Source organism: Streptomyces sp. NPDC025638 (assembly GCF_055558775.1).
The window spans coordinates 118,308-136,756 of record NZ_JBVHLX010000021.1 but is presented as its reverse complement, the minus strand read 5'-3'; the positions used below and the strand labels follow the sequence as shown (position 1 = coordinate 136,756).

Annotated in this window: 15 protein-coding genes; 3 read left to right on the top strand and 12 right to left on the bottom strand. The window is 70.5% G+C overall.

Annotated elements, in window-relative coordinates; genetic code table 11:
- Positions 1 to 9: 9 nt before the first annotated feature.
- From ACZ4EG_RS39345 to ACZ4EG_RS39320, 6 genes are all read right to left on the bottom strand, one after another.
- A complete protein-coding gene (locus tag ACZ4EG_RS39345; RefSeq protein WP_467794044.1) occupies positions 10 to 1,692 on the bottom strand; it encodes an urease subunit alpha in 1,683 nt (560 codons plus the stop codon).
- A complete protein-coding gene (ureA, locus tag ACZ4EG_RS39340) occupies positions 1,689 to 2,369 on the bottom strand; it encodes an urease subunit gamma (protein WP_453561670.1) in 681 nt (226 codons plus the stop codon). Before ureA ends, ACZ4EG_RS39345 begins: the two co-directional genes overlap by 4 nt.
- 135 nt (positions 2,370 to 2,504) lie before the next feature.
- Positions 2,505 to 3,827, bottom strand: coding sequence for a KamA family radical SAM protein (locus ACZ4EG_RS39335; protein ID WP_390711933.1), 1,323 nt, complete (start codon positions 3,825 to 3,827; stop codon positions 2,505 to 2,507).
- Positions 3,828 to 3,843: 16 nt separating this feature from the next.
- Positions 3,844 to 4,914 (bottom strand): hypothetical protein, encoded by a 1,071-nt coding sequence (locus ACZ4EG_RS39330; RefSeq protein ID WP_467794043.1) that lies wholly within the window; start codon positions 4,912 to 4,914, stop codon positions 3,844 to 3,846.
- Positions 4,915 to 4,993: 79 nt separating this feature from the next.
- Complete coding sequence (locus ACZ4EG_RS39325) at positions 4,994 to 6,082, bottom strand: branched-chain amino acid aminotransferase (RefSeq protein ID WP_453561666.1); 1,089 nt, start codon at positions 6,080 to 6,082, stop codon at positions 4,994 to 4,996.
- 249 nt (positions 6,083 to 6,331) lie between these two features.
- Positions 6,332 to 7,375 carry a 3-isopropylmalate dehydrogenase gene (locus ACZ4EG_RS39320; RefSeq protein WP_453561665.1) on the bottom strand — a complete coding sequence of 348 codons (1,044 nt, stop codon included), beginning with the start codon at positions 7,373 to 7,375 and terminating at the stop codon, positions 6,332 to 6,334.
- A 144-nt stretch (positions 7,376 to 7,519) separates the two neighbouring features.
- Between ACZ4EG_RS39320 and ACZ4EG_RS39315 the strand changes: the two genes are divergently transcribed.
- A complete protein-coding gene (locus tag ACZ4EG_RS39315) occupies positions 7,520 to 9,082 on the top strand; it encodes a purple acid phosphatase family protein (RefSeq protein WP_467794042.1) in 1,563 nt (520 codons plus the stop codon).
- 102 nt (positions 9,083 to 9,184) lie between these two features.
- Here the strand turns inward: ACZ4EG_RS39315 and ACZ4EG_RS39310 are convergent, their stop codons facing one another.
- The 4 genes from ACZ4EG_RS39310 to ACZ4EG_RS39295 form a co-directional block, all read right to left on the bottom strand.
- Entirely contained in the window at positions 9,185 to 9,316 is a 132-nt protein-coding gene (locus ACZ4EG_RS39310; protein WP_153545374.1) for a hypothetical protein, read from the bottom strand.
- Between the two features lie 279 nt (positions 9,317 to 9,595).
- Positions 9,596 to 10,135, bottom strand: a complete 540-nt coding sequence (locus ACZ4EG_RS39305; protein WP_467794041.1) for a GNAT family N-acetyltransferase — start codon at positions 10,133 to 10,135, stop codon at positions 9,596 to 9,598.
- Between the two features lie 96 nt (positions 10,136 to 10,231).
- Entirely contained in the window at positions 10,232 to 11,863 is a 1,632-nt protein-coding gene (pruA, locus tag ACZ4EG_RS39300; RefSeq protein WP_467794040.1) for an L-glutamate gamma-semialdehyde dehydrogenase, read from the bottom strand.
- 251 nt (positions 11,864 to 12,114) lie between these two features.
- Complete coding sequence (locus tag ACZ4EG_RS39295; RefSeq protein ID WP_467794039.1) at positions 12,115 to 13,041, bottom strand: proline dehydrogenase family protein; 927 nt, start codon at positions 13,039 to 13,041, stop codon at positions 12,115 to 12,117.
- A 171-nt stretch (positions 13,042 to 13,212) separates the two neighbouring features.
- Here ACZ4EG_RS39295 and ACZ4EG_RS39290 point away from each other — a divergent pair, with 171 nt between their 5' ends.
- A complete protein-coding gene (locus ACZ4EG_RS39290) occupies positions 13,213 to 14,451 on the top strand; it encodes a PucR family transcriptional regulator (protein WP_467794038.1) in 1,239 nt (412 codons plus the stop codon).
- Here ACZ4EG_RS39290 and ACZ4EG_RS39285 read toward each other — a convergent pair.
- Positions 14,426 to 15,010: a TetR/AcrR family transcriptional regulator gene (locus tag ACZ4EG_RS39285; protein WP_453561657.1), complete on the bottom strand. Its 585-nt coding sequence runs from the start codon at positions 15,008 to 15,010 to the stop codon at positions 14,426 to 14,428. The genes ACZ4EG_RS39290 and ACZ4EG_RS39285 overlap by 26 nt on opposite strands.
- 97 nt (positions 15,011 to 15,107) lie before the next feature.
- Here ACZ4EG_RS39285 and ACZ4EG_RS39280 point away from each other — a divergent pair, with 97 nt between their 5' ends.
- Positions 15,108 to 16,634, top strand: a complete 1,527-nt coding sequence (locus ACZ4EG_RS39280) for an MFS transporter (protein WP_467794037.1) — start codon at positions 15,108 to 15,110, stop codon at positions 16,632 to 16,634.
- A 141-nt stretch (positions 16,635 to 16,775) separates the two neighbouring features.
- Here the strand turns inward: ACZ4EG_RS39280 and serA are convergent, their stop codons facing one another.
- On the bottom strand, positions 16,776 to 18,365 hold the full coding sequence (gene serA / locus ACZ4EG_RS39275) for a phosphoglycerate dehydrogenase (protein WP_467794036.1): 1,590 nt from the start codon (positions 18,363 to 18,365) through the stop codon (positions 16,776 to 16,778).
- Positions 18,366 to 18,449: the final 84 nt, after the last annotated feature.

The window sequence follows — 18,449 nt, the reverse complement described above, 5'->3', positions numbered from 1 at the left end:
TGCGGGTCCTTAGAGGAAGTAGAGACGGTTGAGGGAGACCGAGTCGGCGGGTTCCGAGCGGAGCGGATCGCCGTCGAGGGTGACCAGGCCGGTGCGCCCGTCCACGTCGACGGCTCCGGTACGGGAGTTGAGGCGCAGATCGGCGGGGCCGATGCCCCGGGTGCCGCGGACGGCGACCCTCCTTCTGCGCGTCGGCATCGAGTCGTTGCCGTGGTCGACGGCGGCCCGGGCGACGAAGGCGACGCAGAGGTCGGCGGGCGTGGCACCGTGCGCCCCGAACTGCGGGCCCAGCACCAGCGGTTCGCAGGTGTCGGTGGCCGCGTTGGGGTCGCCGGTCACGCCGTACGCCGGGAACCCGGCCTTGAGGACGAGCTGCGGCTTGGCACCGAAGAACTCCGGGCGCCACAGCACGATGTCGGCGAGCTTGCCGGCCTCGATCGAGCCGACCTCGTGGGCGAGGCCGTGCGCGAGGGCGGGGTTGATGGTCAGCTTGGCGATGTAGCGCAGCACGCGGGCGTTGTCGTCGCCTTCGCCGTCGCCCTCCATCGGGCCCAGCTCGGCCTTCATCTTCCCGGCCATCGCGAAGGTACGACGCACCGTCTCCCCCGCCCGGCCCATGCCCTGCGCGTCCGACGAGGTGATCCCGATCGCGCCCAGGTCGTGCAGCACGTCCTCGGCGCCCATGGTCCCGGCGCGGATGCGGTCCCGGGCCATGGCGGCGTCGCCGGGCAGGTCGGTCTTCAGGTCGTGGACGGAGACGATCATGCCGTAGTGCTCGGCGACCGCGTCCCGGCCGAAGGGCAGGGTCGGGTTGGTGGAGGAGCCGATGACGTTCGGCACGCCCGCCATCTTCAGCACGTTGGGCACATGTCCGCCGCCGCAGCCCTCGATGTGGAAGGCGTGGATCGTACGGCCCTCCAGGACGCGCAGGGTGTCCTCGACGGACAGGCACTCGTTCAGTCCGTCGCTGTGCAGGGCGACCTGGACGTCGTGCTCCTCGGCGACCCGCAGCGCCGTGTCCAGGGCCCGGGTGTGGGCGCCCATGTCCTCGTGCACCTTGAAGCCGGACGCGCCGCCCTCGGCGAGGGCCTCGACGAGGGGCGCGGAGCGGGACGACGACCCGCGGCCCAGGAACCCGATGTTGACCGGCCAGGCGTCGAAGGCGTTGAACGCGTGCCGCAGCGCCCACGGCGAGTTGACCCCGACTCCCCACACCGGCCCGAATTCCTGCCCGATGATCGTGGTCACACCGGAGGCCAGCGAGGCCTCCATGACGCGCGGCGACAGCAGATGGACATGCGTGTCGACGGCACCGGCGGTGGCGATCAGCCCCTCACCGGACACGATGGACGTACCCGTGCCGGCGACGACGTCGACCCCGTCGAGGGTGTCGGGGTTCCCCGCCCGCCCGATCGCGCAGATGCGCCCCTCGCGGATGCCGATGGAGACCTTCCGGATGCCCTGCGCCGCGTCGATCACGACGACGTTGCTGATCACGACGTCACAGGTGTCGCGGACGGCGGCGGCCTTGAGGTGCAGTCCGTCCCGGGCGGTCTTGCCGAAGCCGGCCAGGAACTCGTCGCCGTACTGCTGGGCGTCGGACTCCACCCGGACGGTGAGGCCGGAGTCGCCGAGGCGGACCCGGTCGCCGGCCCGGGGGCCGTGGGTGGCGGCGTACTCGTACGGATTCACCGTTCCGCTCCCAGATATCCGCAGGCGGCGGCCCTGCGCAGGGCCTCTTCCCGGGTTCCCGGGGCGTCCAGCGGCCCGTCGACGAGCCCGGCGAAGCCGATCGCGATCCGCTCGCCCCCGATCGGCACCAGGCCGACCTCTACGCTCTCCCCCGGCCCGAACCGCACGGACGACCCGGCGGGTACGGCGAGCCGCATCCCGTAGGCGGCGGCGCGGGCGAAGTCGAGCCGTGGGTTGGCCTCGAAGAAGTGGAAGTGGGAGGTGACGGAGACGGGCACGGTCGCGGTGTTGGTGACCGTCAGCCGTACCGCCGGCTCGGGCTCGGTGTGCTCGGGCCCCGGCAGCAGCGCGCCCGGCGCGTCCTCGCCCAGCCCGCCCCCGATCGGGTCGGAGACGACCGCGAGCCGCGAGCCGTCGTCGAAGACGGCTTCCACGTGGACCTCGGTGACGACGTCGGCGACGCCCGGCAGGACGTCGGCCGGGCCGAGGACGGCACGGGCGCGCTCGACGGCCTCGGCGAGCCTGGCGCCGTCCCGGGCGGCCTCGCAGACGGTGTCCGCGATGAGCGCGGTGGCCTCCGGCACGTTCAGCCGCAGTCCGCGGGCGCGGCGGGCGCGGGCCAGCTCGGCGGCTCCGAAGAGCAGCAGCCGGTCACGTTCCGTCGGGGTCAGTCTCATGACGCGGCACCTCCTTGCTTCCAGCAGATTAGATCATCACTCTAAACCGAGGTCTCCGCAATCAGAAGCACTGGAGAATGAGGTCGAGCACGCCACATTGAACGTCGCTCAAACCGAACGGGGAGCGGACTGCCGTCAGCCCGCCTCCAGTCCCGGCAGGAAGCGGTCGGCGCCGAACGCGGGCTTCAGGTCCGTGAACCAGGTCGCGCCCTCGTCGTAGGCCGCGAAGAACGGGCGGTCGACCAGTTCCGGGTCGCGGGCCTGGATCAGGTGCAGGACGAAGACCTTCTCGCCCGCCACCTCGGCGATGCCGTCCACGCAGACCTTGCCGGGCATCGCCGACATGACCGGGCCGCGGACGGTGCGGGCGAGACCCGAGACGCGGGCGTAGGCGTCGCGGAAGACGGCGTACCCGCGTGCCAGCGGCACCCCGAACCAGCCCTGCGGGCCCGTGTCCCGCTCCACGAACTGGTAGTACGGCACCGCGCCCAGCGAGGTCGTCTCCTCCCACAGCTCGGCCCAGGCGTCCGCGCTGTCGTTGATCCCGGCCACCAGCGGACCCTGGCAGCGGATCACCGCGCCCGTGTCCCGCACCCGGCGCATCGCCTCCCGCACGACGGGCGGGCGGAGCTCCTGCGGGTGCGTGAAGTGGGCCATGAGCGCGAGGGTCCGGCCGCTCGCCACCACCTTCTCGAACAGCCGCAGCAGATCGTCGGCGTCCCGGTCGGTCGTGAAGCGGTACGGCCAGAAGGCGAGCGACTTGGTGCCGATCCGCACCGAGCGGACCGTGTCGATCTCCAGCAGCGGCTCGACGTAGCGGCGCAGCACCTCCGTGCTCATCACCAGCGGGTCGCCGCCGGTGATCAGCGCGCTGGCGACCTCGGGGTGGGCGCGCAGGTAGGCGCTCGTTGCGGCGATGTCGTCGGTGGCGATGCGCAGCTCGGCCTCGCCGACGAACTGCGGCCAGCGGAAGCAGTAGGTGCAGTAGGCGTGGCAGGTCTGGCCCTGGCGCGGGAAGACCAGAACCGTCTCCGGGTACTTGTGCTGGAGGCCCGTGAGACGGCGGCCCTCGTGCACGGGGACGTTGGCGTCCAGCTGCCCCGAGGGGTGCGGGTTGAGCCGCATCCGGATCTCGTGGGCCGCGCGCTGCACCTCGCCCGTGGGCGCCTGACGGGCGAGCAGGTCGGCCATCGTGCGGACATCGGGTGCGGGCAGCATCCCGGACTGCGGGAAGGTCAGCCGGAAGATCGGGTCGTCGGGCACGGCCGACCAGTCGATCAGCTCGTCGACGACATAGCTGTTCGTACGGAACGGCAGGACCGCCGCCACCGCGCGCAGGGCAAGCCGGTCGGCGGGCAGCAGGGACACCCGCTGCTGGAGCAGTGCGTCCAGGTCACGGGGGGTGAAGGCGCGGAAGCGGGGGCTTGTGCGCGGTGCGGGGTGGTGCGCTGAACTCATCTTTTGCCGGGGCCCTCTATTCCGTGACCAGGACCGGGGGCCGCAACTCGACGAAGGCGGCCGCCGACGCATCGTACTTCTCCGCGAAGTGCTGGATGAGCCGTCCGTGCAGCTCGCTCTCGTCGTCGACGACGATCACCTCATGGCCTTCCGCCCTGCTCAGCGCCTGGCTGTACGCGGTGAGTTGGTCGAGCCGGCGCCGGGCGAGATAGGTGACGAGGTCGGGGGCGGCGACGTACAGGCTGTCGTCGAGGAACACGAAGCGGCAGGTGAACTCCCGGCGCCCGTCGGTGGCGTCGACGACCGTGACGGGAAGATGGGTGAACCGCTCCATCGGCTGGCCCTGTTGCCACAGTTCCTCGAAGCGCTGCTCCACGAAGGTGCCGAGCGGCGAGCGGACCGCGACCTCCAGCTGGACGCCCTCCCCGGAGAGCCGGCCGACGGTGAGGAAGGAGACCAGACAGCGCTCGTCCCAGCGGTAGAGGGTGACGCCGGGGGACGTCGAGCACAGCCGTACCTCCAGCAGTTGCCGGGAGGTGTCCTCCAGCCGGCGCGCGAACTCGTCCAGGGTGCGCACGTTGCGCATGATGTCGCGGCGGATGTCGGCGCTCTGCTCACCCAGTTCCCGGCCGCGCAGGATGACGGCGAGGGAGTCCGGGTCGAGCAGCAGGATCTGGACGCGGGCGCCGCTCGCGGTGGCGGACCTGACTCCCCTGAAGAGGCGCTCGGAGAACTGCGGGCCGAACAGGTTGGAGAAGGTGTCCAGCACCTTCACGTTCGAGGTCGACCTGTACACCTGTGCGGCGAACCACTCGTAGTCCAGCCGGGTGTGCTCGCGGACGCGGCCCTCCTGGGCCCGGGATATCAGCGGGCCGATGACGAACACCGTGACGGCCACGCCGACGATGTCGGTGCCGAGGTTGAGGGCGAGGTTCTGCCCGTAGTTGTCCATCGTCGAGGCCCGCCAGAGCAGCAGGCCCGCGACGGCGGTCAGCAGCGCCAGCACGGTGAGGCTCTGCGGACGGCGCGGGGTCTGTAACGTCCGCATCAGCCACCGCAGTCGTGGCATCGGCGACCGTCCGCTCACGCGTGCTCCCTCCCCCGTGGACTCAGGAGATACCCGCACGGGGGAGGCGATACGCGTCGAACAAGCGGCTGGGGTTCGCTCAGCCCAGCGGGTGCATCCAGCCGTGCTTGTCCTCGGTGATGCCGCGCTGGATGTCGAGGAGGGCCTGGCGGAGCCTGAGGGTGACCTCGCCGGGCTCGCCGTCGGACTGCTTCCACTCGGCGCCGGCCCGCTTGACCGTGCCGACCGGGGTGATGACGGCGGCGGTGCCGCAGGCGAAGACCTCGGTCAGGGTGCCGTTCTCGGAGTCCGTCTGCCACTGGTCGATGGAGACGCGGGCCTCCTCGGACGCGTAGCCGAGGTCGCGGGCGACGGTCAGCAGGGAGTCACGGGTGACGCCCTCCAGGATGGAGCCGGTGAGGGTGGGGGTGACGATCCGGTCGCCGTACACGAAGTACAGGTTCATGCCGCCGAGTTCCTCGACCCACTTGTGCTCGACCGCGTCGAGGTAGCAGACCTGGTCGCAGCCCTGGGCGGCGGCCTCGGCCTGGGCGAGCAGGGAGGCGGCGTAATTGCCGCCCGTCTTGGCGTCGCCCATGCCCCCGGGGACGGCGCGGACGCGGTCCTCGGACGCCCAGATGGAGACCGGCTTCACCCCGCCCGGGAAGTAGGCGCCGGCCGGGGAGGCGATGACGATGAAGAGGTACTCGTTGGCGGGCTTCACGCCCAGGCCGACCTCGGTAGCGATCATGAACGGGCGCAGATAGAGGGACTCCTCGCCGCCGTGCGCGGGCACCCAGCCCTTGTCCTGCTGGACCAGGGCGTCGCAGGCCTCGATGAACGTCTCGACCGGCAGCTCGGGCATGGCCAGGCGCTTGGCGGAGCGCTGGAAACGCCTGGCGTTCTGGTCCGGGCGGAAGGTGGCGACCGAGCCGTCGGGGCGGCGGTAGGCCTTCAGGCCCTCGAAGATCTCCTGGGCGTAGTGCAGGACATTGGTCGCCGGGTCGAGGGGGATCGGCGCGTACGGAACGAGCTGGCCGTCGTGCCAGCCCCGGCCCTCGGTCCACTTGATCGTCACCATGTGGTCGGTGAAGTGGCGGCCGAAGCCGGGGCTGGCCAGGATCGCCTCCCGCTCGGCGGCGGGCAGCGGGTGGGCGGAGGGCTTGAGCTCGATCGTGGGCGTCGTCATGGGTGCTTTGTCCTTCACCGGTTGTAGTGACGGGCCGCGCTCACGCCCGCACGGCCGGTGGCCAGTGTTAGGACGTCCGAGCATTCCCTCATACCGCGGCTCCGTGTTCGATTATCGCCCGGGGGCGACGGCGGAAGGAATCGGGGTGAATGCGGCCCAGGGGTCGATGGTGGCACCCGGCGGGGACATGGGGAAGCCGCCGGGTGCTGGAGTGACCCGGCGGCTTCGAATGGTTTCGAGAGGCGCCGGTCAGCCGGCTACTCGTACGGAGAGGGCGTCGCCGATCTCGGACGTGCTGCGGGCGGTCAGCCGGCCGCGCTCCGCGAGGTCGGCGGAGACGGCGTCCTCGATGCGGGCGGCCTCCGTCTCGTAGCCGAGGTGGCGCAGCAGGAGGGCGACGGACAGGACCGTGGCGGAGGGGTCGGCCTTGCCCTGGCCGGCGATGTCCGGGGCCGAGCCGTGCACCGGCTCGAACATGGACGGGAACTCACCGCCCGGGTTGATGTTGCCGGAGGCGGCGACACCGATGCCGCCGGAGACGGCCGCGGCGAGGTCGGTGATGATGTCGCCGAAGAGGTTGTCGGTGACGATGACGTCGAACCGCTCGGGCTGGGTGACGAGGTAGATCGTCGCCGCGTCGACATGGATGTACTCGGTGGTGACCTCGGGGTACTCCGCGGCCACCGCGTTGAAGATGTTCGTCCACAGGTGCCCGGCGAAGGTCAGCACGTTGTTCTTGTGGACCAGCGTGAGCTTCTTGCGCGGGCGGGCCTGGGCGCGCGCGAAGGCGTCGCGGACCACGCGCTCGACACCGAAGGCCGTGTTCACGGAGACCTCGGTGGCGACCTCGTGCGGGGTGCCCTTGCGGATGGTGCCGCCGTTGCCCGTGTAGGGGCCCTCGGTGCCCTCGCGGACGACGACGAAGTCGATCTCCGGCTGGCCGGCCAGCGGGGTGGCGACGCCGGGGAGGAGCTTCGACGGACGCAGGTTGACGTGGTGGTCGAAGGCGAAGCGGAGCTTGAGCAGGAAGCCGCGCTCCAGCACGCCGGACGGGACCGAGGGGTCGCCGATGGCGCCGAGCAGGATGGCGTCGTGCTGCTTCAGCGCGTCGAGGTCGGCGTCGGTGAGGGTCTCACCGGTGGCGTGGTAGCGCTTGGCGCCGAAGTCGTACTCCTTGGTCTCCAGCTTCACATCCTGCGGAAGGACGGCGGAGAGGACCTTGAGGCCTTCGGCCACGACTTCCTGGCCGATGCCGTCACCGGGGATCACTGCGAGATTGATGCTGCGAGACATGCCCGGCACCCTACTCCTCGTCCCATGGGATGACATGGGCTGTCCGCCATCCGGACACTCCGAAAGGGGGACGGCGTCATCCCGTTGGCTGGCGTTCACCCGTACGTGTAGCGGGCGTTGGCGTTCGCTGGGAAGTTCACCTGCATGGAGACCCCCGACGTCGGCATCCCGCCGCAGCTGGCCCGCCGGATGAGCATGGCCGAGCAGTACGAGTACCTGCACACCCGGCTCACCCGGCGCCGCACGCTGGTGACGGCGGGCGCGGTGGCGGGCGGGCTGCTGGCGGGCTGTTCGACGGGGTCCGGCAGCGCGACGGCGAGCGCGGCGCCGGCCCCGGCGACCTCCCGGGTCCGCGGCTCCGCGATCCGCCCCTTCGGCCGCCATCTCGCCTTCGGTTCGGACCCGAAGACCCGGATGCGGATCTCCTGGCAGGTGCCGTTCGCGGTCAGGAAGCCGTTCGTACGGGTCGGGTTGCGCCCCGACGACCTGGGCCGCCGTATCGAGGCCGAGGTACGCGCCCTGCACACGCCGGGCGTGCAGGGGGTGCGCTCGGCGGTCGAGCAGTACTACGTGCACGCGGCCCTGGACGGTCTGAAGCCCGGCACGACGTACTACTACGGCGTCGGTCACGACGGCTGGGACCCGGTCTCACCCGTCCACCGCTCGACGATCTCCTCCTTCCGCACGGCCCCCGCGACCCCGGAGCGGTTCGTCTTCACCGCCTTCGGCGACCAGGGCGTGGGCACGAGCGCGAGCGCCAACGACGATCTGCTGCTGCGCCAGAAGCCGGCCTTCCATCTGCACGCGGGTGACATCTGCTACGCGGACGTCAACGGCGCGGGCAAGACGTCGGACGGGTACGACCCGCGGTTCTGGGACCTGTTCCTGAAGCAGACCGAGTCGGTGGCGAGGTCGGTGCCGTGGATGGTGACCACCGGCAACCACGACATGGAGGCCTGGTACTCATCGGAGGGCTACGGCGGCCAGCTGGCCCGCTTCTCCCTGCCGGACAGCGGCTTCGACCCGCATCACGCGCCGGGCGTGTACGCCTTCACCTACGGCAACGTCGGCTTCGTGGCGCTGGACGCCAACGACGTGTCGTACGAGATCCCCGCCAACCTCGGGTTCACCCAGGGCCGGCAGACGCGGTGGCTGGACCGGAAGCTCGGTGAGCTGCGGGCGGCGAAGGGGGTCGACTTCGTGGTCGTCTTCTTCCACCACTGCGCCTACTCGACCTCCCAGCACGCCTCCGACGGCGGCGTCCGCAAGGAGTGGCTGCCGCTGTTCGCCAAGCATCAGGTGGACCTGGTGATCAACGGGCACAACCATGTGTACGAGCGGACGGACGCGATCAGGAAGGGCGAGGTCGGCAGGACCGTGCCGATCGGCGCGTCGACGGATCCCACGCGCGACGGGATCGTGTACGTGACGGCGGGCGGCGGCGGCCGGAACCTCTACTCGTTCCCCTCGGGGGTCAAGGACAGCTATGAGGGGCACGTCACCCGGCACGACGCGGTGAAGACCTTCCACTGGACCAAGTCCCACGGTCCCAGCGCGGAGTCGGTGGAGTGGTCGAGGGTGCGGTACACCGGCTTCTCCTTCCTCTCGGTGGAGGCGGAGGCGGGTACGACCCCGAGGCTGAAGGTGTCGGCACTGGCGCAGAGCGGGAAGCGGATCGACCACTTCGAGGTGCGGCGCGGCGGATGAGACCACCACGCCGCACCCCGATCGGGTGCGGCTCCCGGCTGTGGGTGTCGCACGAGCCACCCGAGCGGGCGAGTGGCACGTGTAACACGTGAGGTGTGCGGCTCAGTGGCCGGTCTCGCCGCCGTTGTCACGGCGGTCGAGGGCGCGCTGGAGCGCGGCGGCGGCGTTCTTGCGGTCGGACTCGCTCGTGCGGGTCACGTGGCGGACTCGGCGGCGGACGGTCGTCTCGGCCATGGGAAATCGACTCCTTCGACGAACGTGGAGTTCGGCAGGGGGATACGAGACGCCGGAAGGGGCGGGGAGCGATGCCGCAGGGGTTGCCTGCACGGGGCCCGGCTCACGACCGCCATTCGCTTGATCGAGCGAGACGTTCGGCTTCTACAAAACTAAGCGAGGGACGCGCTTCTGTCTCCACAATTACTCGGACTTCCTACTATCTGAGACGGCGGATTGCGTCACACCGCCGTGAGCTGGGCTTTCACCCCGCGTGGAGGGCAGGACCCCCTACTCCTGTCAGAGCACATCCCCGTCACGCCAGTCGAAGACCAGCTCCTGGCCGGGGTCGAGCGGACCGGCGAGCGCGGGGAGCACATAGACGCTCCCTTCCTCCTCCGGCAGATGGACGATGCCGTTCGGGGAGAGCGCGCAGACACGGCCGGCCCAGGGCCGCCAGCCGCGGGCCGCGTAGAGCCGGACACCGTCGTCGCTCGCGGACAGCGCGCCGAGGTCGTAGGCCCGGTCGACGAACCCCTCCAGCGCCTCCATCACCCGCCCGCCCAGCCCGGTACGGCGCACATCGGGCCGTACCCCGACGGCCTCGACGTACCCGACCCGCAGCCAGCGCCCGCGATGCCGGGCACGACGCATCACGACCGAACCGTGGGCAACGAGCCCGGAGCCGTCGTGCACCAGGGCGTGCACACCGCCGAGCCCGTGCTCGAAGTCGTCGTCCCCGAACTCACCGCCGAAGGCGTCGTCGAGGAGGGCACGAACGGCACGGAGTTCGGCGGGGGTGAGCTCGGCGGTGTGGACGGTGCGGAGACGGTGGGGCATGGATCGAGTATCCCCGTCGTACGTGCCGGGAATTGGAGACGGGCCGGGAAGCCTGCTCGGGGGTCAGGCTTCCCGGCCCGTGTTCGGGAGGGCTGGTCAGCCCATGTGCGGGTAGGAGTAGTCGGTCGGCGCGACCAGCGTCTCCTTGATGGCGCGGGTCAGGGTCCAGCGCAGCAGGTTCTGCGGGGCGCCGGCCTTGTCGTTGGTGCCGGAGGAACGGCCGCCGCCGAAGGGCTGCTGGCCGACGACGGCGCCGGTCGACTTGTCGTTGATGTAGAAGTTGCCCGCCGCGTAGCGGAGCTTCTCCATCGTGTACGCGGCCGCCGCACGGTCGTTGGAGATGACCGAGCCGGTCAGGGCGTAGTCGGACACCGACTCCATCTGGGTCAGCATCTCGTCGTACTGGTCGTCCTCGTAGACGTAGACGCCGAGGAACGGGCCGAAGTACTCGGTGCGGAACACCTCGTTGGCCGGGTCGGTGCACTCGACGACGGTCGGGCGGACGAAGTAGCCGACCGAGTCGTCGTAGGAGCCGCCCGCGACGATCGTGCAGGTCGGGTCCTCCTTGGCGCGGTCGATCGCGGCCTTGTTCTTGGCGAAGGCACGGTCGTCGATCACGGCGCCGATGAAGTTCGACAGGTCGGTGACGTCACCCATGGTCAGGTAGTCGACCTCGGCCGCGAACTCCTCCTTGAAGCCGGAGTTCCAGATGGACGCCGGGATGTAGGCGCGGGAGGTGGCCGAGCACTTCTGGCCCTGGTACTCGAAGGCACCGCGGGTCAGGGCGGTCTTCAGGACGGCACGGTCGGCGCTCGGGTGGGCGACCAGGAAGTCCTTGCCGCCGGTCTCGCCGACCAGACGCGGGTAGGAGCGGTACTTCTCGATGTTGTTGCCGACCGTCTTCCACAGGTACTGGAAGGTCCTGGTCGAGCCGGTGAAGTGGATGCCCGCGAGGTCACGGTGTTCCAGGGCGACCTCGGAGACCGCGATGCCGTCACCGGTGACGAGGTTGATGACGCCCTTGGGCAGACCGGCCTCCTCCAGCAGCTGCATCAGCAGCACGGCGGCGTGGGTCTGCGTCGGGGACGGCTTCCAGACCACCACGTTGCCCATCAGCGCGGGCGCGGTGGGCAGGTTGGCCGCGATCGCGCTGAAGTTGAACGGCGTGATCGCGTAGACGAAGCCCTCCAGCGGGCGGTGGTCCAGACGGTTCCAGACGCCCGGGGAGTTGGCCGGGGGCTGCTCGGCCAGGATCTGGCGGGCGTAGTGGACGTTGAAGCGCCAGAAGTCGACCAGCTCACAGGGGCTGTCGATCTCGGCCTGCTGGGCGGTCTTGGACTGGCCGAGCATGGTGGAGGCGGCGATGGTCTCGCGCCAGGGGCCGGCCAGCAGCTCGGCGGCGCGCAGGATGATCGCCGCGCGGTCGTCGAAGGACATCGCGCGCCAGGCCGGCGCGGCCGCGAGGGCGGCGTCGATGGCGTCCTGCGCGTCCTGCTGGGTGGCGTTGCGGAGCGTGCCGATGACGGCCTTGTGGTTGTGCGGCTGGACGACCTGGAAGGCCTCGCCGCCGCCCATCCGCTTCTCCCCGCCGATGGTCATCGGCAGCTCGATCGGGTTCTCGGCCAGCTCCTTGAGCTTGGCCTCCAGCCGGGCACGCTCGGGCGAGCCGGGGGCGTAGCCGTGCACCGGCTCGTTGACGGGGGTGGGGACCTGGGTCACAGCGTCCATCGGTTACCTCTTCCGAGTGTTTCTCGGGCTTCAGCACGGGCGGGCCGAAGCGGTTGCGTATGGTGAGCAGCGGTCAGGGCTTGACCGTCACGGACTCGCTGCGGCGAGCTCGTGAGAAGCCCCCTCGGGGGCGGAGTCACGAGATCCGTAACTCCTTCCACGGATCTGGGTCCGGCTCAGCCGGCCGCAGGGCGGCGGCTGTTGGTCTCCGAAGCTCCTCGGGGACCGACAGCCGCGGCTCATCCAGCGCATCACCCCTTGCTGATCATCGAGCGGACGAAGAAGCGCAGGTTGGCCGGCTTCTCAGCGAGCCTCCGCATGAAGTAGCCGTACCAGTCGGTGCCGTAGGCGGTGTAGACGCGCATGCGGTGGCCCTCGGCGGCCAGGCGCAGGTGCTCGTCGCTGCGGATGCCGTAGAGCATCTGGAACTCGTACTCGTCCATCTTGCGCCCGGCCTGGTGGGCGAGCTCCTGCGCGATGGAGATCAGCCGGGGGTCGTGGGAGCCGATCATCGGGTACCCCTCGCCCTCCATCAGAGTCTTCAGGATGCGGACGTACGCCTTGTCGATCTCGTGCTTCTGCTGGTACGCGACCTCGGCGGGCTCCTTGTACGCGCCCTTCACGAGCCGTACCCGGCTGCCGGCCTCGGCGAGGCGACGGGCGTCGGCCTCGGTACGGAAGAGGTAGGCCTGGATGACGCAGCCGGTCTGCGGGAAGTCCTTCCGCAGTTCCTCGTGGATGGCGAACATCGAGTCGAGGGTGGTGTGGTCCTCGGCGTCGAGGGTGACCGTGGTGCCGATCGCGGCGGCGGCCTCGACGACCGGGCGGACGTTCTCCAGGGCGAGCTCGTGGCCGCCCTCCAGCGCTTGGCCGAACATCGAGAGCTTGACCGACATCTCGACCTTCGGGCCGAGCTGAAGGTCCTTGAGGCGCTCGATGAGCTGCAGGTACGCGTCCCGGGCGGCGGTGGCCTGCCCGGGGGCGGTGATGTCCTCGCCGACGACGTCCATGGTCAGTTCCAGGCCCTTGGTGGTGAGGTCCTGGATGATCGGGACGATCTCGTCGACGGTCTCGCCGGGGATGAAGCGGTCGACGACCTGCTTGGTCACCGGGGCCGCCGAGATCAGGCGACGCATCCGGTCGCTGCGCGACGCGGCGAGAATCACGGGACCCAGCACGGGGCACCTCCACAACAAGACCTACGGAATGCCGACCCGAAGCAGATGATTTTTTGGGTACGGCACGGAGAACCACCGTGAAACCTAAGGATCTCTCCGATCGTCTGCCATCGACAGCTGTCACGCATCCGTTCCCCGGATCTCAGACAGTTGTATGAAGGCGGTACGGAAATGCGGGAGAATGCCCGCGTGACGGCCGATTACAAGGGTGACTACCAGGAACTGGTCGACGAGATCTCGGAGCTCCTGGACGCGCCCGCGACGCTGGAGAACCGCGACTTCGAGCTCATCGCCTTCGGCGCCTACGACAGCGAGGGCGAGCTCGACCCCTCGGCCCTGGACCCGGTCCGCACCCGCTCGATCCTGACCCGGCGCTCCACGGCGGCGGTCCGGACGTGGTTCGAGGGCTTCGGCATCACCCGGGCGACGGGACCCGTGCGCATCCCGCGCACCCCGGAGGCGGGGGTGTACCGGGGACGAATCTGCCTTCCGGTACGCCATCGGGGTGTCGTCCTCGGTTACGTCTGGCTCCTGGACGACGATCCGGGCCCGAGCGAGCAGCAGCTGACGGCGGCCATGGCGGTCACGGCCCGTATCGGCGCGCTGCTCGCGGACGAGGCGCAGGCCGGGGCCGACCTCACCCGGGAGCTTCGGGCGGTGCTGACGGCCGAGCCCGGCTGGCAGCGGGACATGGCGGTGGCCGAGCTGCGTGCGGCTCTCGGCAACCGCGCGGACGGCCCGCACACGGTGGTGTGCGTGGCCCCCTGGCCCTCGGCCGACCCCGAGGACGCGCCGTCGGTACGCACCCTGCCGGGCGCCACAGCCCTGTGCACCGTTCCCTGGGGTACGTCCGCGCAGTCACTGGCCCTGCTGGTGCGGCTGCGCTCGACGGACACGGTGACCCCGGCGGTCTCGGCGGCGGGGCGGCTGCTGGAGCGGGCCCAGGGCGCGGGCGGGAGCGGCGGCTCCGCGGCGGCCGCCGGGATCGCCGCCCCGCGCCCTGGGCTCGCCGAGCTGGGGACCGCCTGGCACGAGGCGGTCGGGGCGGCCCGGGCGGCGCTGGCGGAGCCGCAGTTCGGGCCGGTGGCCGAGTGGGCGCGGATCGGGCCGTACCGGCTGCTGACCTCACTGCCCGCCGAGGCGACCCGCGACCGGGCGGTGGCCCCGCTGCTCACCCCCGCCCACCAGGAGCTGGCCCGCACCGCCGAGGTGTACCTCGACCGCGCGGGCCAGGCCGGCCGCACCGCCGCCGAGCTGGGCATCCACCGTCAGACCCTGTACTACCGCCTGTCCCGGGTGGAACAGCTGACGGGCCTGGACCTGGACGACGGCGAGGACCGCCTGCTGTTGCACATGGCGTTGAAGGGGGCCCGGCTCCAGGACGTCAGGTCCGGGTGGCGGCCTCGATGATCTGGCGCAGGCCCTCCGTCAGCGTCTCCCCGTCGGGGGCGGTCTTCGGGTCGAAGGTCCACTGCGCGATGAGGCCCGTCATCAGGGTCAGGTAGAACTTGCCGAGGGTGTCCGCGGTCTCGTCCGGGACGTCCTCTTCGCGACCGCCCATGAGCAGCGGGATGAGACCTCGGCCGGCCTCCCGCTGGGCGATCGCCAGATGGTCGCGGACCTCGGGCAGTTGGTCGCCCATGACCACGATCTCCATGCTGAGGCGCCACATCGAACCAGGCTCACGCATGGTGCCTGTGATGTTCGACCACACCCACCGGAAGCGTTCCAGAGACCCGGGCGCGCCCTCCGGCTCCACGGCACCTCCTCCGTCGAAGGCGCCGGACATGCCCTCCACCAGTGCGACATAGGCCTGCGCCAGCAGCGCGTCCTTCGAGCCGTAGTGATAGCCGATCGAGGCGAGGTTCGTCCCCGACTCCTTGACGATGTCGCGCGCCGTGGTGCGCGCGAACCCCTTCTCCAGCAGGCAGCGCTTGGCGCCTTCGAGCAGATCCTCACGGTGTCCCATGCGGACCAGCCTACCGCCGATCCATACAAGTGTCCTAGACGCATGACTTATACAAGCGTTCTAGACACGCGTTTAAGACGCTTGTACATTCGCTGTCATGACGAACACGACGAGCACCACCACGACCCCGACCGCCCGTGCCGGCCGCCGCGAATGGACGGCGCTCGGTGTGCTGATGCTTCCGCTGCTGCTGGTCTCGATGGATGTCTCGGTCCTCTACTTCGCGATCCCCGCGATCAGCGCCGACCTGGAGCCGAGCGGCACACAGCAGCTGTGGATCTTCGACATCTACGCATTCGTACTGGCCGGCCTGCTGATGACGATGGGCTCGCTGGGCGACCGCATCGGCCGCCGCAAACTGCTCCTGCTGGGCGCCGCCGCCTTCGGCACCGCCTCACTGGTCGCGGCGTACGCGAACAGCGCGGAGACCCTGATCGCCGCCCGCGCGGTCCTCGGCATCGGCGGCGCGACCCTGATGCCGTCCACCATGGCGCTGCTGCGCACGATGTTCACCGACCCCGGCCAGCGCGCGAAGGCGATCGGTATCTGGTCCGGTGTGATGACCGCGGGCGTGGCACTCGGCTCGGTCATGAGCGGTGTCCTGGTCCAGTACTTCTGGTGGGGCTCGGTCTTCCTGGTCAACCTGCCCGCGATGGCACTGCTCCTGGTCCTCGGCCCGGTCCTGCTCCCCGAGTCCAGGAACCCCGAGCCCGGCCGCTTCGACTGGCTGAGCGTCCCCCTGTCGATGGCCGCCGTGCTCCCCGTGATCTACGGCCTGAAGGAGATCCCCTCGCAGGGCTGGCACCCGCAGTACGTCGTCTCGATCACGGTCGGCCTGCTGTTCGCGGCCCTCTTCGTCCGCCGCCAGCGCACCGCCGACTCCCCGATGATCTCCCCGGCCCTGTTCCGCGGCCGCGGCTTCGCCCCGGCCGTCGTCCTCAACCTCGTCTCCTCCTTCGGCATGATGGGCTCGGCGTTCTTCACCACGCAGTACCTGCAGTCGGTACTCGGCAAGAGCGCGATGGAGGCGGCCCTGTGGGCGCTGCTCCCCTCGGTGCCGATCGGCATGGCGGCCCCGCTCGCGACCTCACTGGTGCAGAAGGGCGTCAACCGCGGCTACGTCGTCGCGGCGGGCTTCGCGACCGCGGCGGCCGGGTACGCGATGCTGGCCCTCACCGGCACGGACTCCCTGTGGCTGTCCCTCGCCGCGGCCGGCGTGCTCGCCTCCGGCATCGTCATGGTGATGTCCCAGATGACCGACCTGGCCATGGGGGCCGCCCCGGTCGAGCGGGCGGGCGCCGCGTCCTCCCTTCTGGAGACCGGCGCGGAGTTCGGCGGCGCCCTCGGGATGGCGGTCCTCGGCTCCATCGGTACGGCCGTCTACCGCCACGGCATCCCGGCGTCGGCCCCCGCCGAGGCCCGGGAGACCCTGGGCGGCGCCCTGGCGACGGCCGGTCATCTCTCCGGCGACGCGGGCAAGGCCCTGGCCACGGCGGCACGCGAGGCGTTCACCAGCGGGATGCACGCGGCGGCGATCGCCGGAACGGTGGTGCTGGCGGGAGCGGCGATCGCCTCGGCGGCGACGCTGCGGAAGATCGGCAGCGGCGAGAAGCAGAACGTCTGAAGCAGGCAACGAACAGAGCGCCTGAAACACAGGACGCCGGGCGGGCCGAGAGGAAATCTCTCGGCCCGCCCGGCGTCTGTGCACGCGGCCGTTCAGGCCGAAGCGGGGGTCTGGGGGCGGCAGCCCCCAGGGACGGTCACCTCAGACCAGGTTCACGGAACGGGCGAACGTCGCCCCGATCTCCTCGGCAACCTCGGTCAGCACGCCGGAGGCAACCGTGTCGTCGACCGTCAGCACCGCCAGCGCCTCGCCGCCGGCCACCGCGCGGGCGACCTGCATGCCGGCGATGTTGATGCCCGCCTCGCCGAGGATGCGGCCGACGGTGCCGACGACACCCGGACGGTCCTCGTAGCGCAGGACGACCATGTGCTCGGCGAGCGCGAGGTCCACGTCGTAGTCGCCGACCGCGACGATCTTCTGGAGGTGCTTGGGGCCGGCCAGCGTGCCGGAGACCGACACCTCCTCGCCGTTGCCGAGCGTGCCGCGCACGGTCACCACGTTGCGGTGGTCCGTCGCCTCGGAGCTGGTGGTCAGCCGGACCTCGACACCGCGCTCCTGGGCGAACAGCGGCGCGTTGACGTACGACACGGTCTCGTCGACGACGTCCTCGAAGACGCCCTTGAGCGCGGACAGCTCCAGCACCTTCACGTCGTGCTGGGTGATCTCGCCGTACACCTCGACGTCGAGACGGACCGCGACCTCGCCCGCGAGCGCGGTGAAGATGCGGCCGAGACGCTCGGCGAGCGGCAGACCCGGCTTGACGTCCTCGGCGATGACACCGCCCTGCACGTTCACCGCATCCGGCACCAGCTCACCGGCGAGGGCGAGGCGGACGGACTTGGCGACGGCGATGCCCGCCTTCTCCTGGGCCTCGTCGGTGGAGGCGCCGAGGTGCGGGGTGCAGACGACCTGGTCGAACTGGAACAGCGGGGAGTCGGTGCAGGGCTCCTTCGCGTAGACGTCCAGTCCGGCGCCCGCGACGCGGCCCTCCTTGAGCGCCGAGTACAGCGCCTCCTCGTCGACGATCCCGCCGCGCGCCGCGTTGACGATGCGCACGCTCGGCTTGACCTTGCGCAGCGCGTCCTCACCGATGAGGCCGAGGGTCTCGGGGGTCTTCGGCAGGTGCACGGTGATGAAGTCGGCTACCTCCAGCAGCTCGTCCAGCGAGAGGACCTTCACGCCCATCTGCGCCGCGCGCGCGGGCTGGACGTAGGGGTCGTACGCGACGACCTTCATGCCGAACGCGGACATGCGCTGCGCGACGAGGGCACCGATGCGGCCCAGGCCCACGACGCCCAGCGTCTTCTCGGCCAGCTCCACGCCGGTGTACTTGCTGCGCTTCCACTCGCCGTTCTTCAGCGCGGCGTTGGCCTGCGGGATGTTGCGGGCGGTGGCGACGATCAGACCGCAGGCCAGCTCGGCGGCGGTCACGATGTTGGAGGTGGGGGCGTTGACGACCATCACGCCGACCTTGGTGGCGGACGAGACGTCGACGTTGTCCAGGCCGACGCCGGCACGCGCGACGACCTTCAGCTTCTTGGCGGCGGCGATCGCCTCGGCGTCGACCTTGGTGGCGGAACGGATCAGGATCGCGTCCACCTCGGCGATGGCCGGGAGCAGCTCGGCGCGGTCCGCGCCGTTGCAGTGCCGGATCTCGAAGTCGGGGCCGAGTGCGTCCACGGTCGCGGGCGACAGCTCTTCAGCGATGAGTACGACAGGTTTCGAGCTCACGTGAGGTCCTCACAAGTCCAAAGCATGCGGACGGCCGTCCCGACGGCCGCAGGCGGAGGAGGGGCTAGCCGCGGAAGACGCACG

What these genes read in the sequence shown, in the direction of transcription:
- ureA (WP_453561670.1), bottom strand. Translation starts at nt 2,369, where the DNA reads ATGAGACTGACCCCGACGGAACGTGACCGGCTGCTGCTCTTCGGAGCC.
- ACZ4EG_RS39335 (WP_390711933.1), bottom strand. Translation starts at nt 3,827, where the DNA reads ATGAGTTCAGCGCACCACCCCGCACCGCGCACAAGCCCCCGCTTCCGC.
- ACZ4EG_RS39325 (WP_453561666.1), bottom strand. Translation starts at nt 6,082, where the DNA reads ATGACGACGCCCACGATCGAGCTCAAGCCCTCCGCCCACCCGCTGCCC.
- ACZ4EG_RS39320 (WP_453561665.1), bottom strand. Translation starts at nt 7,375, where the DNA reads ATGTCTCGCAGCATCAATCTCGCAGTGATCCCCGGTGACGGCATCGGC.
- ACZ4EG_RS39315 (WP_467794042.1), top strand. Translation starts at nt 7,520, where the DNA reads ATGGAGACCCCCGACGTCGGCATCCCGCCGCAGCTGGCCCGCCGGATG.
- ACZ4EG_RS39310 (WP_153545374.1), bottom strand. Translation starts at nt 9,316, where the DNA reads ATGGCCGAGACGACCGTCCGCCGCCGAGTCCGCCACGTGACCCGCACG.
- ACZ4EG_RS39305 (WP_467794041.1), bottom strand. Translation starts at nt 10,135, where the DNA reads ATGCCCCACCGTCTCCGCACCGTCCACACCGCCGAGCTCACCCCCGCC.
- pruA (WP_467794040.1), bottom strand. Translation starts at nt 11,863, where the DNA reads ATGGACGCTGTGACCCAGGTCCCCACCCCCGTCAACGAGCCGGTGCAC.
- ACZ4EG_RS39290 (WP_467794038.1), top strand. Translation starts at nt 13,213, where the DNA reads ATGCGGGAGAATGCCCGCGTGACGGCCGATTACAAGGGTGACTACCAG.
- ACZ4EG_RS39285 (WP_453561657.1), bottom strand. Translation starts at nt 15,010, where the DNA reads ATGGGACACCGTGAGGATCTGCTCGAAGGCGCCAAGCGCTGCCTGCTG.
- ACZ4EG_RS39280 (WP_467794037.1), top strand. Translation starts at nt 15,108, where the DNA reads ATGACGAACACGACGAGCACCACCACGACCCCGACCGCCCGTGCCGGC.